Below are 14,259 nucleotides of genomic sequence, written 5' to 3' on the forward strand. Positions count from 1 at the left end.
TAAAGCAATAAAGATTTTAATCTGTCCTGCACTATACCGTTTTCGATAAAAAAAATAATTATTACTTATATAATAATTACGAAACGATAATTGTTATTAAATTGCACAATTATTAAAATTGCTATAAAAATTTTAAAGAAAAATTGTTTTCAAGAGATGATAGATTTTATAAAGATTGACGAAAACTCCAGGAAGCCTAAATACAAACAGATTGTAGATACCATAATACATAACATATCTATTGGGAATTTAAAGGTAGACGATAAAATTCCATCTATTAATAGTTTTAGCGAGGAGTTTTACCTTTCCAGAGATACGGTAGAAAAGGCTTACAGCGTGCTAAAAGAGCGTAAAATTATTTCGTCTATAAGAGGAAAAGGATATTACATTACACGCACAAAACTTATTTCTAAAATAAATATTTTATTCTTAATTAATAAGTTAAGCTCTTACAAAATGCGTATTTACAATTCGTTTGTAGATAGCATTGGAGGGAATTCGCATACCGATTTATTTATTTACCATTGCGACGAATCGTTGTTTTTAAATTTAATGGATAAAAGTTTAGGCGCTTACGATTATTACGTAGTCATGCCACATTTTAAAACCGATGAGTTACGGCATATAAGTTTTACCGATAAAATTATTCAGTCCATAAACCAGATACCTAAAGATAAACTTATTATTATGGACAATAATAACAATGCCATAAGTAAGACCTCGGGTGCGATTGAAATTTATCAGGATTTCGAGAACGATATTTATGAAGCTTTGGTTGAAGGTTTAGATAAAATACGTAACTACAAAAAGATTTTTTTAATCTACCCCAATAAAACGGTATACCCCTACCCCAGACGTATTTTACACGGATTTAGAAAATTTTGTGTGAACTACGAAATGAATTTTGAGATTATAGACGAAGTTTACGAAGATATTATTTTAAAAGAAGGCGATTTATTTGTTACCATAGAAGAATCTGATTTGGTTAACTTAATAAAACAAATTAGGGAAAGCGATTTAGAGTTAGGAAAAACCATAGGCATCATTTCCTATAACGAAACTCCATTAAAAGAATTACTAGGAATTACTGTAATTTCTACAGATTTTAAAAAAATGGGAGAACGTGCAGCACACATGATTTTAAATAAAGAAAAAGGAAAGATTAAAAATCCGTTTAATTTTATAGAGCGTAATTCGTTATAAAACCCTAAACCTACAAATAAAAAATCTACTTATTGTAAATGAGTGCAATAATTAGGTACAATACAAGCTATTAAAAAATCTTTCAAATTTATTAGATTTTATATTGTGTAGTTAAGCAAAGCTCTTTATATTTGCACAGCTTTTTAGAAAAGCCAATTTCAGAATAAATATTCTTGAATGGTCGCGTAGCTCAGCTGGATAGAGCATCTGCCTTCTAAGCAGACGGTCACAGGTTCGAATCCTGTCGCGATCACCACACAAAACCCCGCTATTAGTGGGGTTTTTTAGTTTTAATATTTTTCGTTGTACTACTTTTTATAATATAATTTATAGAAAATTCCCGAAAATGCGAGACTATTGGCCATCGTATTCCATCGTTATGGCAAGGCTTCAGAAGCTGTATCTGATACGGCATAATTTTAAATATACTCAGATTAAATGTAACTAAAATTAAAGAAACGCCTTAGGTTTTCATTCAATTTAAACTATTTTAGTCCCATATAAATATTTTGGTTTAGCCCCTCCATTACTATTTCAACCAAAAGTTTTTTATGGATATACGGGGTTGGGCAACATGTAAAACTCAACTAAAAATTAAACTAATAAACCTGAAAATGAAAAATAACCTACTTATCATATTTTCTATTATTCTGTCTCTTAGTAAGATTCACTCGCAAACAAATTGGGAATTATTAAATCCAAAGCCAACAGCTAATACCGGGAAGGATGTTGAGTTTGTTACAGATAATATTGGATTCATTATAACTTCCAATGAATTGTTAGAAACAACAGACGCTGGTAACACTTGGTCAAAAAAATCAAATGTTTTGGGAGGCAACGATATCAGTTTTTATAATTCAGTAGGATTTGTGGTAGGCAACAATGGGTATGTACTTAACTCTTTAGACAACGGGGCATCTTGGACCCAAGTAGCAACTGGTTTCAATGGCAACTTTAACACTGTTAACATTATTGACGACAACAATATTATTTTATCTACTTCAAATAGCATTGTAAAAACTGGTGATGGAGGTGCAACCTGGAATAGTTTAAGTATTCCAAATTCTGGAGTTAATAAAACATCTTTTACTAGCACTTTAATTGGACATGCTGTTTGCAAAAACGGTATTATTTTAAAGACTATTAATGGGGGTGAAAATTGGTATCACACAAAGGATGATAGCTATACTGGGCCTTCAAATTATTTTACAGTTTATTTTGTTAATGAGGATATTGGATTTGCTTCAAGAGAACACAGAAACATCTACAAAACTACCGATGGCGGAGAAACTTGGGTTACCCTTTCACGAACCGACGACTCTATATATGACTTCTATTTTTTAGATGAAAATACCGGCTTTGCTACAGGTAATCATGGCGCCACCTATAAAACAGAGGACGGAGGAGCTACTTGGAAAAACATTTTCTTTCAGAATGGGCCCATTTTCAATACTTCCATGTACGGAATATATTTTCAAGACAGCAATGTTGGTTATGCTACCGGTGCTCGTGGTCGAATTATTAAAACAACAGATGGTGGTAATACTTGGGTTTCTCATTCTGAAAATTATATTGATTTTAGTCAAATACAATTCATTGATAATAATATAGGCTACGCTCAGTCTAGAAAGAATTTTTACAAAACCACAGATGGTGGAGACACCTGGTTTTTTGTTGGTTATTTAGGTTTAAAGACTTCTGTTCCTAACTGTAAATTTACTTTTCTCAATGAAAACTTAGGCTACGTAACAACTGGTCCCCCCGATGCAGGGCATGTTTTTAAAACCATAAATGGTGGTGTTACATGGAGTGTTTTAAAAAATGGTAATAACATTATTAATGATGGAATTACTTCTATTTTTTTCTTGGATGAAGATAAGGGCTTCATTTCTGGAGGTTTTATTCAAAGTAAAGTAATGAAAACTGTTGATGGAGGAGTTAATTGGACTAAAGTTTCTAATCAATCATTTGGTCAAATACAATTTTTAGATAGTCAAGTTGGATATGGAAATCCAATCGGTAACTATTATAGTGCCATGTATAAAACTATTGATGGTGGTGACACATGGAATATATGTCTTGAATTAGAAGGCGAAAATAATACCGCATTTCATTTTGTAGATGAAAACAATGGGTATCTTTTAGGTGATAGAGACCATGGCTTGATTTATAAGACTAATGATGGCGGAACTAATTGGGAAAAATTAGAAATTCCTGATGAATGGTATACTCAAGTTAAATTTTACTCTAAAAACGTTGGCTATATAGCTGATGAAGATGGTAGGCTATATAAAACAGAAAATGGAGGAGTAAGTTGGGAATATCTTACTCAACAATTTAGAATCAATTCAATAGAACTTATTGATGACAAAATCTATACAGCGGGCACTGATGGTAAAATCTATAGAAGCGATGTAGAATATGAAACCATAATTCTACATGTTAACTCTGCTGAGGATGTATCTAATTCTATTGCTAGTTTAAGTGGTAATGTCACATCAAATGGTGAATCTATTTCAAACATTCAATTTGAATACAGTCTAGATCAATCTTTCAGTAACAGCATTTCAACAGCACCACATACAATTAATTCAGATGAGTCTTTAAATGTTTCTGTTGACTTAGCTAGTTTAGAGTCAAACACTACATACTATTATAGATTATCTGGAACACAGAGTTCAAATATAAGTTATAGTGAGATTCTGAGTTTTACAACACTTCCTGATTATGAAATAACAACAAATTTCACATATAACTACACAGCAAATACAGCAGAGATATCAGGTAATATTGTATCCAATGACCATGACATTATAAATGTCGAATTTGAATACGGACTAAGTTCCGATAATCTAAATTATAATATAGTTGGTTCACCAGTAACGGTTAATGTCAATACGACTGAAAACATCAAAGCCAATTTGGATAATCTACAACCAGATACACAATATTTTTATAGAATTAAGGCTACTCATGAAGGAGAAGATATTTATGGAGACATACTATCTTTCAAAACATACCCTGAATATAATATAAATCTGTTTAGTCCAAATATTAATGGTACTGATGTAACGTTATCAGCATATTTAACTTCCTATCTTCAAGATATTACTGATATTGTGTTTGAATATGGGACTATAGACTATGAAAACAATAGTGTAACTAACCCATCAATAGTTAATGCTAATAGTTCGTCTTTTGTTAATGCTACTATAACTGGTTTAGATACAAGTTTGAATTACTATTACAGATTAAAAGCTATGTATAATGGTGAAACTATTTATAGCGAAGAAAATATTTTTAATTTTTCGGGCGACATAATCATGGTAAGTGGTACAATAGAAGAAACTCAAACCAATTCTTTAGAACTACGTGGTTTAATAAATAGTGGTGGTGCTTATTTAACAGATATTTATTTCGAGTATGGGCTAACAGATAGTTTTGGCTCATCTGTGGCTGGCACACCAAATTATGTTATCGGTTATAATACTAATTTAATAACTGGTTTAATCAATAATCCATTACCCAATGAAACTTATTATTACAGAATAGTTGCTAACAATAATGGAAATATAATTTATTCAGATACTTATCAATTTACTACTCGTACGCTTAGTCTAACACAACCTGATTTAGAAAAAAGTATCTCAATATATCCAAATCCAACAACTGATTTTGTAAATATTACATCTAATATTTCTGAAAAAATTAGATCTATTGAATTTTACAATGCTTTAGGGCAAAGTCTCTTTAGTGAGAATATAGAAGAGAATAAAACTGATATACAAATTGATTTGTCAAGTTTTATAAAAGGAGTCTATTTTGTAAAAGTATACTTTGAAAACACCAAAGTAGTATCATCGAAATTGATTTTAAAATAAAATAATGTTTTACAACAATGGCAATAAGTAATTGATTGCTATCACCCACTTCTGAAAATCCTCACGGATTTTCAGTTTGGTGTGTACTTAAAAAGTTAAGTGCTAAACCACACAACTACTCAAAGACGAAACCGTTGGCTGTAATTTAAAAATCGCAACAAAACAAGAAACTTCTAATCCAAAAAATGAGCATATCCTCTTTTCATCTTGTCAAAATTCCAACTTGGGTTGCTATTAAAGGTTTATTTTCAAAATTAATAAGTAAGAAAACCAAAGGGCTTATTTATTCAGAATATATGACCTCAATGACTTTAGGCTCGCCTATTTTCTCTACTAATAGATTTTTAATAAGAGAGATCGCTATATTTGCACAATGGGAAAGTGAAAAAGACCTAGATAACTTCTTGAACAATGACAAATTTGGTAACTTAATCAAAAAAGGTTGGCACGTTCGATTAGGTTTTATGAGAGATTGGGGGAAAATAAAAGGCTACAAAGTTCCTAAAGAAAAAGAAACCTTAGAAAATTCAAAATTACCTGTTGTTGCTGTTACCATTGCTCGAATGCAACCTTTTGCGATTCCAAGGTTCTTATATTGGGGAAGACCAGTAGAAAAATTAGTAAGAGACCATCCAAGCACATTATTATCAATTGCTTCTTTTAAGTTCCCAAACACCATTTCAACTTTTTCAATTTGGAAAAACGTACAAGAAATGGAAAAAATGGTTCACGGTCATAGCAAAAAACCCAAACCCAAAAGGCACTCTGATGCAATGAAAGAAAGGGAACGAAAAGACTTTCACTTTGAATTTACTACATTGAGATTTAAACCACTTTCTGAATTCGGAAATTGGAAAGGCAAAGGAAACTATACTAAATTATCTGACTGAAAATGGTATTTGCCTCTATTAAACAAAATTTTCAGGATTGGGTTACACAGCAATGGGTTATTTTATTTGGTAAAAAAATTAATACTCAAGAATATCAATGGCTTTTGGGTCCATTTGGAAACATTAACGGAATTGGAGAAATATTTATTAATCAATTAGCAGAAAATGAAAATTTATCAATCTCTAAATCCAGTAAAAACAAAGGACTTTTAAAATCAATTGAACAACTAAATTTGCCTTCTTCTGAAAAAAATAGACTTTCTAAAAACGTCATTGATTTTTATGAAAATACAAGTAATTATAAACTTTACTTGACAACAAATTGGAATCCTATTTTTCTAGTTTTCGGATATTTATTAAAATTCCTTTTTAGCAAGAGGCTTGAACAACTAAATATTCCTTTGAGAAATAATAAAAACTCTCAAGAAATGAATAGCGAAATTGTTCAACTAACCGATAAAACTACTGAGAAAGTAAAAAGAACAATTTGGTTAAGGAGATTTAAACAAACAAATCAAATAATCTATTCGGGTGTTTATGAAACTTGTAAAATCCCCAATGGAAAAGTTTGCATAAAAGCCATTTTTCCATTACCAAACGGGAGTGCAACAGTAATTTTACAACCAATTGCTGGTAAAAAAGGTGAATTGATTTTAAAATCAGCAGGAAGAAAAATTGGTGATAGCGGATTTTACTTTTTACTAAAGGATAAAAATGGGAATTTATGGACTAAATTCATAAAGTCTTTTAAAGACAATTTAACCGTATCATCAGAAAACGGAAAAATTAAAGCAAATCAAAAATTGACTTTTTACGGATTGAATGTTCTTAATTTTAAATACGAAATAAAAAACCACAGCCAACAACATACATAAAAAAATTGCTACTTTTAGCTAAACCAAAGTTAGCAAAACCACATAATTTGGAATTAACGCAAAGACATATAAAAAAAATAAAATGGACAACTCGAATGGCGTTTACAAGTTTAGGAATTTTGATTTTTGCTCTTTTGGTAAATGAATTGAGAGAACCATTACTCGGAATAAAAAAGGGTTACGCACCACATAGCTTCGGATTTAATTTTATGTTTTTTCTTCCTTCTATGTTAATAGCCATAGGGTTTGGATTTGCAGTAATTGGACGAACTATCAAACATTGGAAAACCTGGACTGACTTAAACAGGAAATTAATGCTAATTGGGTTATCAATTCCAGCTATCGGAATTTGGACTTTTATCATTATTAAAATATTTGTTTACTAAAATACATCTCCCCAACACCATGTATTTTACTAATACGGCATCCAAACGGTCATTTCCTCCACATTTCTATTTCCCCAACTATAATATGGAATAAGCGTAATATCGATTGATTTTTTAGATAAATTTAATGGCTTATATAGCGCTTTATCCCAATCTTGGTTTTCAATAAATCCACGAGCTGTAATCCCTAAAACTGCTCTGTTTTTAATAGTCATAGGTTTCGTTTTGAAGTTTGAATCGATATCTAAAACCACTTGATTGATGTTTACTTTTTGAGATAAATCATCAGTTTCTAAACAATACACTAGTGGTCCGCGCTTTACAGCCACTTGACTTTTGGTTTCCTCCACCAAGGGGTTAGCTTGCATTAAACGCACTGGCATTGGAATATGAAGTTCTATAACATCGCCTTTTTTCCATTTCCTATTTAATTCAGCATAACTTCCTGATTGAATTTCATGATCTAGAGTAGCATTATTTATTTTGATTGAACTGCCTTCACTCCACCCCGGAATTCTTGTAAAAATTGAAAATGCTTTTTTCGGTGCCTTTACTATTTTAAGCGTGATTTTTCCGTCCCAAGGATAGTTTGTTGTTTGTTCTATTTCTAATATCTCACCCGATAAGGTTTCCGTTTTTAAATGATTACTTCCATAAAGATTAACATATAACCCATTTTCTGAAACATTATAAGCGTAATTATTCACCTGAGCTAAAGTTCTTGTAACATTGGGTGCGCAACAGTTAGACCATGCAATATAACCTTCGCGTTCGTGCCCCCAGCGCTGTTTAAACGGTAAATCTTTTGAAACGTTTAACGGATTATTATAACAAAATTCGGTGCCTTCTAAACTTACCCCAGACAAGACACTGTTGTAAAATGCCAACTCCATAACATCGGTGTATTTGGCATCGCCTGTAAGTTGCAACATGCGCCAGTTCCACAATACATTGCCAATATTAGCACAGGTTTCGGTGTGTGCCGTGGCGTTTGGCAATTGAAACGGACGCCCATAAGCCTGATGTATTTTTTGAACTATAGATGGATCGTAAACCGTGCCATCTGGAGAAACGCCATCATAAAGTGCGCCACAACCTCCAGTGATGTACATTTTTCGGTATGCCACATCTTCCCAGATAGATTGTAAATTTTCCATCAATTTTTCTTCACCGGTTTCAGCATACAAATCGGCTATACCAGCGTACAAATAATTGGCTCTTACCGCATGCCCCATGGCTTCGGTTTGTTCACTAAACGGAATGCGGTCTTGGTTATCGTCGGTACCATCGTCTGTGGTACCACGAATATCAATCAGATTGTTGGCTAATTCTAAATATCGCGGATCTTTAACCGTACGATACATTTCTACAATGCCCATATAATGTGACGGACAAATAGCATTTCTGGCCAATTCAGGTGAAGCTTTTTTATAAAAATCATATAAGAAATCGGCAACACCCTCTGCTACTTCCAAGAAATTGGTTTTTCCCGTTGCGCGATAATGCACACAAGCCGCCGTCATTAAATGTCCCATATTGTACTTCTCGAAGCCTAATTGTTTTTGCAATTCTTCTGGCCCTAAGGTTCCCCAACGTTCTTCTATCAAAACAGGCGTATTAATGTAACCATCTTTACGCTGCACTTGCGCAAACATAGCAATAGCTTCGTCCATTTGTTTATCCAATTCCGGATCTTTATTGATGGCATAGGCCGAAGCCATACCTTCCATAATTTTATAGAAATCGCCATCGTGGAACGATGGTCCGGCGTGTTTGCCTTTTTCCAAACCTGCGGCTATTTTAAAATTCGCATAAGCATGACTCACGCTATCGTTATGATACAGCTCCCACATGTACGGCAAGGTGTTTTGGGTTTCTACATCAAACTGTTCTTTCCAAAAACCATCGGTCCAAACCACTTCCTGAAGTCCAAGACTTTTTAATTTGGCGTGCGGACTATCGGAATTCGCCGTTAGACCTTTGTTTTGGGCAAATGCCACAAGGCCAAAGAAGCTAAACATTGAAATTAGAATCTTGTTTTTCATGTGTTTATTTTTTTAATAATTGTTCTTTTAGTTATGCTGCCTCACTCGTCATGCTGAACTTAGCCTGTCTTGAGCTTTACGAGAGATTGAAGCATCACAAATTATTTACAAATCGCCATTTTCAGGTGAGACCCTGAAACAAGTTCAGGGTGACACGCTACTATTTAATAAATAAATTTACACGTCTTGTCATCTCATCACCATCAGCATCTTTTACAGCTATTTTGAAAGATGCAAAACCTTTTGACGAAGCTTTAAATTCTAGTGTATTATCATTTAGTTGAACGTTTCCATTGTCTACATTGGAAACGCTGTACACAGGTTCATTTTCATAACCTTTAAAAAAGTCTGAAATAGTCAACTTCAAGTTTTCGCTTTCTTCGATAAAATAATGCGGTTGAGCCATCCAATGTAAATAATCTTCCAATTGGGTAAATCCATCTTTATCATCATCATTATTTGACTCTGAAAAATCGCCTACTTCTGAATTGATATTAAATCCTTTGGCTTCTTCCCACCAGTTTGGTAAACCATCGTGATCGGTATCCCAATCTTTTGGTCTACTTTCACTAGCAAACTCTGGAAAACCACCAGCATCCAATTCGGTATCTATCATTCCTGGCAAACCAGATTTACTTCCTCTAAATGTATACGTTCCTTTTAAGGTTTCGTTAATAATACGTTGATCGTGATAATCAAAATAAGGTTGACTTGCACCTACATCTGACAAGACATTTTTATACGCTGCTTTAGCCGATTGGGTGTTTACATACGATGGAAAAAAAGGCTCATCAACAAAGGTTTCATAATCTACAATTTCATTGTTGGTAATTTTTGAAATTCGTCCTTTCTCTTGATTGTTTTCATCAAAATGACCTGGCATCACATTTCCGTTGAAATAGTAACGCTGACTTCCTTTACCAACACCTTCATGCTGTGCTTTTAAGGCATAAAACACTTTAGATGATTTTCCTGGTTTGTAATAATTGTTTACAAAATTCACCTCGTGTGCTCCACCATCGGTAACACGTTTTCCCCAGTTATAAACAACATTATTTCTAATATCTACACGTCCTGAATAATAACCATCACCATTCAGTCCACCACCAATACTCCAATTACGTCCGTAATTATGAGCTAACAAATTATGATGAAAACTCCCAATATCGCCTCCTATTGTAGCCGCATAACCGTGCATTTTACCTGCTTCGTATTTATCGTGACCAGCCACATTTAAAGCTTCTGAAATTAGAGTACGTTGCAAAGTAATATGATGTGCTCCTCGTGAACTAAACGATTCATCAATCGTCCAACTAATCGAACAATGGTCGATAATACTATAATCGGCACCGGTTAAACCCATACCATCATAAGTAGTTCCTGAACCAATACGTACCTTTAAAAAACGAACCATCCCGTCATCGCCAGTTAATCCTACAGGAGCACGACTAATAGTAATCCCTTCTCCAGGAGCCGTTTGTCCTGCCACCGTAATATAAGGATGCCCAATAACCAATCTCGATTTTAATTCAATATTTCCAGAAACATTAAACACTACGGTTCTTGGTCCAATATCTTTGGTCACGGCTTCACGGAAACTTCCTGGTCCATCATCATTTAAATTGGTAACTTCAACCACTTTTCCGCCACGACCACCAATAGCGAAACGTCCGTAACCTTCAGCTCCTGGAAATGCTAATTGTGCTGGTTTGAACGACCATACATTTCCTTGAGTTATTTTTCCATTCGCATCCTCAGCATCCACACGCCAGTAATACGTGTTCATGCTGTACAAATCGTTTACTGAAAATTGTTTTTCTGTTTGTTTTCCTTGATAGACATCGCTTGAAACATCAGCATTTTTCACTGTTTCTTTATCCGTTCCAAAATAAACGTGGTATGCAGAAGTGCCTTCTGGCGATTCCCATGTTAAATTCAACCGATTATCAACCTCAACATGTTCATCTGCTTGCTCTGGAAAAGGAGAGTGTGCTTGTTTTTTTAAATCGGGTGTATCGATTTCAAATCCGTTAATGACAAATTCTGAAATATCAAATCCTGATTCTCCTTCAAAACGAAGCACGACATCTTTATTCGCTTCAGCTTTAAACGTTAAATAAGCTGTTGCTGCATCAACTTTTGAAAACGCTCTGTTACTTTGATTTAAAGTTTGAACCAATTCATCATTCAAATAAATTTTAATCGGAGTCACGGTTCGCCCTCTTAAATTACTGAAAGTATTATGAAAGGTTTGTAATGAATGCTCTCCCACTTTCAGTCCGCTAATGGTAAACTCTACAGGTGTTTTACTCACCAAACCATCGCTCACCAATTGTGCATAATGTGGAGCACTCATCCCGATTTTTACCCAACTGGAATTTAAATTTCCTTTTAGTTTTATAGAAATACCATCAAACGTGTTTTCTGCTTCTTCACTTTCGTTAATCACCCACGGTTGATACAATGGATCGTGAACTTCGGATAAACGTCTTCCAGCAAAATCAAAATCGACTTTTACGGTTTGCTTTTCTGCTTTTTTGGTGCTTTGACATTGCACATTTACTAGTGCTGCTGTTGATAAAAATAAACAGCTTAAGGTGTGCTTAATTCGTCTCATTTAAATTTATTTTATCGTTTAACGAATATTCTAACAGGTTTAGAACATCCTTTTTTCTATGTTCTGGGGTGACTTTTAGAGTCTTTATTTCTCCTTTTTCCAATTTCACTTCAACTGTGGTGTTGTCCTTGGCATGTAACTTAAAATGAACGTCCCAATGTTTTGGCCATGCGGGAAACAACAGTAATTTCCCATCCACCTCTTGCAATAACATCTCTTGCATGCCTATCATTCCCGAACCGCCCCAATTATGATCGGGCACCCAATCAAACCCTGGCCCCCAAAAAGCAGGAAAACGTCTTTCGGAATTTGCCATTTTTAATAAGGTGTATTTTGCTGCTTCATCGGTCAATCCTAATCTGGCTGCCATGATATTATCTTGCTTCCACCCCACATGACTTCGGAATTTCAGCAAGTCTTCATCTAAAAAATAAGTGTTTTGAGCCACTTGCAAATCGGGTTTACCCAAACCATATAATTTCCAAGGATACACAGGATACAACTGAGCCGCTTCGGTATTGTTAATGCGTTCCCATGATTTGGCAGGCGATAATACTTTTTGATTGTTGATTTCTCTGAAATTTAATGGTGGAATGCGTTTTTGAAAGACTCTCAAATAGTCTACTTCTTCTGCGGTCAAATCGTTTGAAGATACTTGCAATAATTTCTCGCTAATCACTTTTAAAGCGGAAATGGTACTGTTGGCATTGTAGGCCATTTTGTAAGTTTCTACCACTGAACCTGGGTATAATACCAAATAACCATTAGCATCCAAAGCTTTTCTACCACGTTTTTTTGCTAAATATTGATAATGTTCGTCAAAAAAACGCAAACAACTCAATACAAAACCGTTGTATTTTTTCACATCAACATGGGCATATTCTTGTTGTTCCAACATCATTTTACAAAACTCAAAAACGGTATCCCATTGATATTCCAGCCATGCGTTGTATTGCATGCCGGGGTCGTAATCTTTAGGTCTTTTCCAACTATATTCAGCAGGATTTGGTAAACCGAAATTTTCCAATTGTTCCGTAAAAGCGGCTCCCTTATGGTTCCAATATACTTGACTACGCAACTCCGCATTTTTTTGAAGCGTTAAGTAATAATCCAATTGCGATGGTAACATATCAAAATCACCACTTTTAAACATCGGAAAATACACCAAACGTTGATTTTGTTGGGTCATAGTTCCACCACCCCAATTCCTAAAATCAGGAGTGAATTTGTGGTCTTCTTTGGTGTAAACAGGGTCAACCGTAAACAAACCGCCATTAAATTTTGTTGGATATTTTCCGTAGGCATTTACACCTAACATATAACGAAACAATTGATAATTTTGCCCAATTTGATTTACCGAATCGTTTTTAGCATTGGTATAAATAAAACTTCTTTTCCAATAGTTATTCCACCATACTTTTGTGTTTTTTTCTTGGGATTTATACGATGCTGTTAAGTTGTTTAGTTCCTTTTTCCATACATCAATATTTTCATTTTGAACCGTATGTAAATACACGTTTACTTGATGTATTTTACTCGGTTTTTTACTTTTTAAACTAAAACCTTTGAAATCGGTGTCTTGATAAATTCCATTGTAAGTTCCTGCCGGAATCATGTTTTTTCCTTGCAACACACCTCCAAAAGTGAGGTATTTTAACGGATTCATCATCTGGTCTTTTACCGATTCCATTTGCTGCTGTTTTACCACAACATCAAACACCGTATGTTCTCGATTTTTATGATAAAATTGAACTATATTTTCGTTGAAATTGATAGAATCTTGATAGGTAATAATATCACCTTGCGGAGCCCATTTGTAAGAATTTGCATTATTAGCTCGTCCTTCTACTTTTCGGTTTTTAAATCTCCAGCTTTCGTAAGAAGCTTTTAGTTCCAACGCCTGTTTACTTTTCACATCAATATGAATGATAGGCTGAAAGACATCTACCCATAATTTCACTTTTGTATCATTTTGAGATACTAAAATATAGCCATCCTCCAAATGCAATTCTTGTTTAAAACCTTGATTCTCTTCAAATGGATTGGGTGTTAACTCCACTTTTATACGACCTAATTTCAACAGGGTATTATGTTCATCAAAAGTGCCACTTTTTGAAATATACGCATACAGTTTTCCATCTTCCACCCACACGTTACAACCAATATCTCCACCGCCTAAAGGCATCGACTCAGAGGCGTTCTTACTTTGTGTCGTCCAAATTTGATTGTAATTTTTGAGCGCAGGGATTTGTGCTTTTACTGAAAAAGACATCAATAAAATCCCAATTAATATTCGGTATGTTTCAAGTTTTAATTGCACTCTAAATATTTTCAGTTTTATTTTCATTTAACTTTGTCATTT

8 protein-coding genes and 1 tRNA gene are annotated in these 14,259 nt (G+C 34.1%); 6 read left to right on the top strand and 3 right to left on the bottom strand.

Annotated elements, in window-relative coordinates; translation table 11 throughout:
• Positions 1-156 precede the first annotated feature (156 nt).
• From ACR9EA_RS10805 to ACR9EA_RS10830, 6 genes are all read left to right on the top strand, one after another.
• Positions 157-1,203 carry a GntR family transcriptional regulator gene (locus ACR9EA_RS10805; protein WP_435132729.1) on the top strand — a complete coding sequence of 349 codons (1,047 nt, stop codon included), beginning with the start codon at positions 157-159 and terminating at the stop codon, positions 1,201-1,203.
• 179 nt (positions 1,204-1,382) lie between these two features.
• A tRNA-Arg gene (locus ACR9EA_RS10810) sits at positions 1,383-1,459 on the top strand.
• A 358-nt stretch (positions 1,460-1,817) separates the two neighbouring features.
• Positions 1,818-5,084: a YCF48-related protein gene (locus tag ACR9EA_RS10815; protein WP_435132731.1), complete on the top strand. Its 3,267-nt coding sequence runs from the start codon at positions 1,818-1,820 to the stop codon at positions 5,082-5,084.
• Between the two features lie 185 nt (positions 5,085-5,269).
• Complete coding sequence (locus ACR9EA_RS10820) at positions 5,270-5,974, top strand: hypothetical protein (RefSeq protein WP_435132733.1); 705 nt, start codon at positions 5,270-5,272, stop codon at positions 5,972-5,974.
• Positions 5,975-5,976: 2 nt separating this feature from the next.
• Positions 5,977-6,849: a hypothetical protein gene (locus ACR9EA_RS10825; RefSeq protein WP_435132735.1), complete on the top strand. Its 873-nt coding sequence runs from the start codon at positions 5,977-5,979 to the stop codon at positions 6,847-6,849.
• A 47-nt stretch (positions 6,850-6,896) separates the two neighbouring features.
• On the top strand, positions 6,897-7,235 hold the full coding sequence (locus ACR9EA_RS10830; RefSeq protein ID WP_435132737.1) for a hypothetical protein: 339 nt from the start codon (positions 6,897-6,899) through the stop codon (positions 7,233-7,235).
• 29 nt (positions 7,236-7,264) lie between these two features.
• On the opposite strand, the gene ACR9EA_RS10835 is transcribed toward ACR9EA_RS10830, so the two are convergent.
• The 3 genes from ACR9EA_RS10835 to ACR9EA_RS10845 all read right to left on the bottom strand — a co-directional run bounded on the left by ACR9EA_RS10835 (position 7,265) and on the right by ACR9EA_RS10845 (position 14,244).
• A complete protein-coding gene (locus ACR9EA_RS10835) occupies positions 7,265-9,280 on the bottom strand; it encodes an aceric acid hydrolase (RefSeq protein ID WP_435132739.1) in 2,016 nt (671 codons plus the stop codon).
• A 160-nt stretch (positions 9,281-9,440) separates the two neighbouring features.
• The gene (locus ACR9EA_RS10840) at positions 9,441-11,897 is read right to left on the bottom strand and encodes a pectate lyase family protein (RefSeq protein ID WP_435132741.1); all 2,457 of its coding nucleotides are present in this window, start codon (positions 11,895-11,897) and stop codon (positions 9,441-9,443) included.
• Positions 11,884-14,244 carry a DUF5703 domain-containing protein gene (locus tag ACR9EA_RS10845; protein WP_435132743.1) on the bottom strand — a complete coding sequence of 787 codons (2,361 nt, stop codon included), beginning with the start codon at positions 14,242-14,244 and terminating at the stop codon, positions 11,884-11,886. The genes ACR9EA_RS10840 and ACR9EA_RS10845 overlap by 14 nt, the downstream gene beginning before the upstream one ends.
• Positions 14,245-14,259 lie beyond the last annotated feature (15 nt).

It is taken from the genome of Formosa sp. A9, from assembly GCF_051200825.1.
Taxonomy (GTDB): Bacteria; Bacteroidota; Bacteroidia; order Flavobacteriales; family Flavobacteriaceae; genus Formosa.

Coding starts and splice junctions, on each gene's coding strand:
- ACR9EA_RS10805 (WP_435132729.1), top strand. CDS start 157: ATGATAGATTTTATAAAGATTGACGAAAACTCCAGGAAGCCTAAATAC.
- ACR9EA_RS10815 (WP_435132731.1), top strand. CDS start 1,818: ATGAAAAATAACCTACTTATCATATTTTCTATTATTCTGTCTCTTAGT.
- ACR9EA_RS10820 (WP_435132733.1), top strand. CDS start 5,270: ATGAGCATATCCTCTTTTCATCTTGTCAAAATTCCAACTTGGGTTGCT.
- ACR9EA_RS10825 (WP_435132735.1), top strand. CDS start 5,977: ATGGTATTTGCCTCTATTAAACAAAATTTTCAGGATTGGGTTACACAG.
- ACR9EA_RS10835 (WP_435132739.1), bottom strand. CDS start 9,280: ATGAAAAACAAGATTCTAATTTCAATGTTTAGCTTCTTTGGCCTTGTG.
- ACR9EA_RS10840 (WP_435132741.1), bottom strand. CDS start 11,897: ATGAGACGAATTAAGCACACCTTAAGCTGTTTATTTTTATCAACAGCA.
- ACR9EA_RS10845 (WP_435132743.1), bottom strand. CDS start 14,244: ATGAAAATAAAACTGAAAATATTTAGAGTGCAATTAAAACTTGAAACA.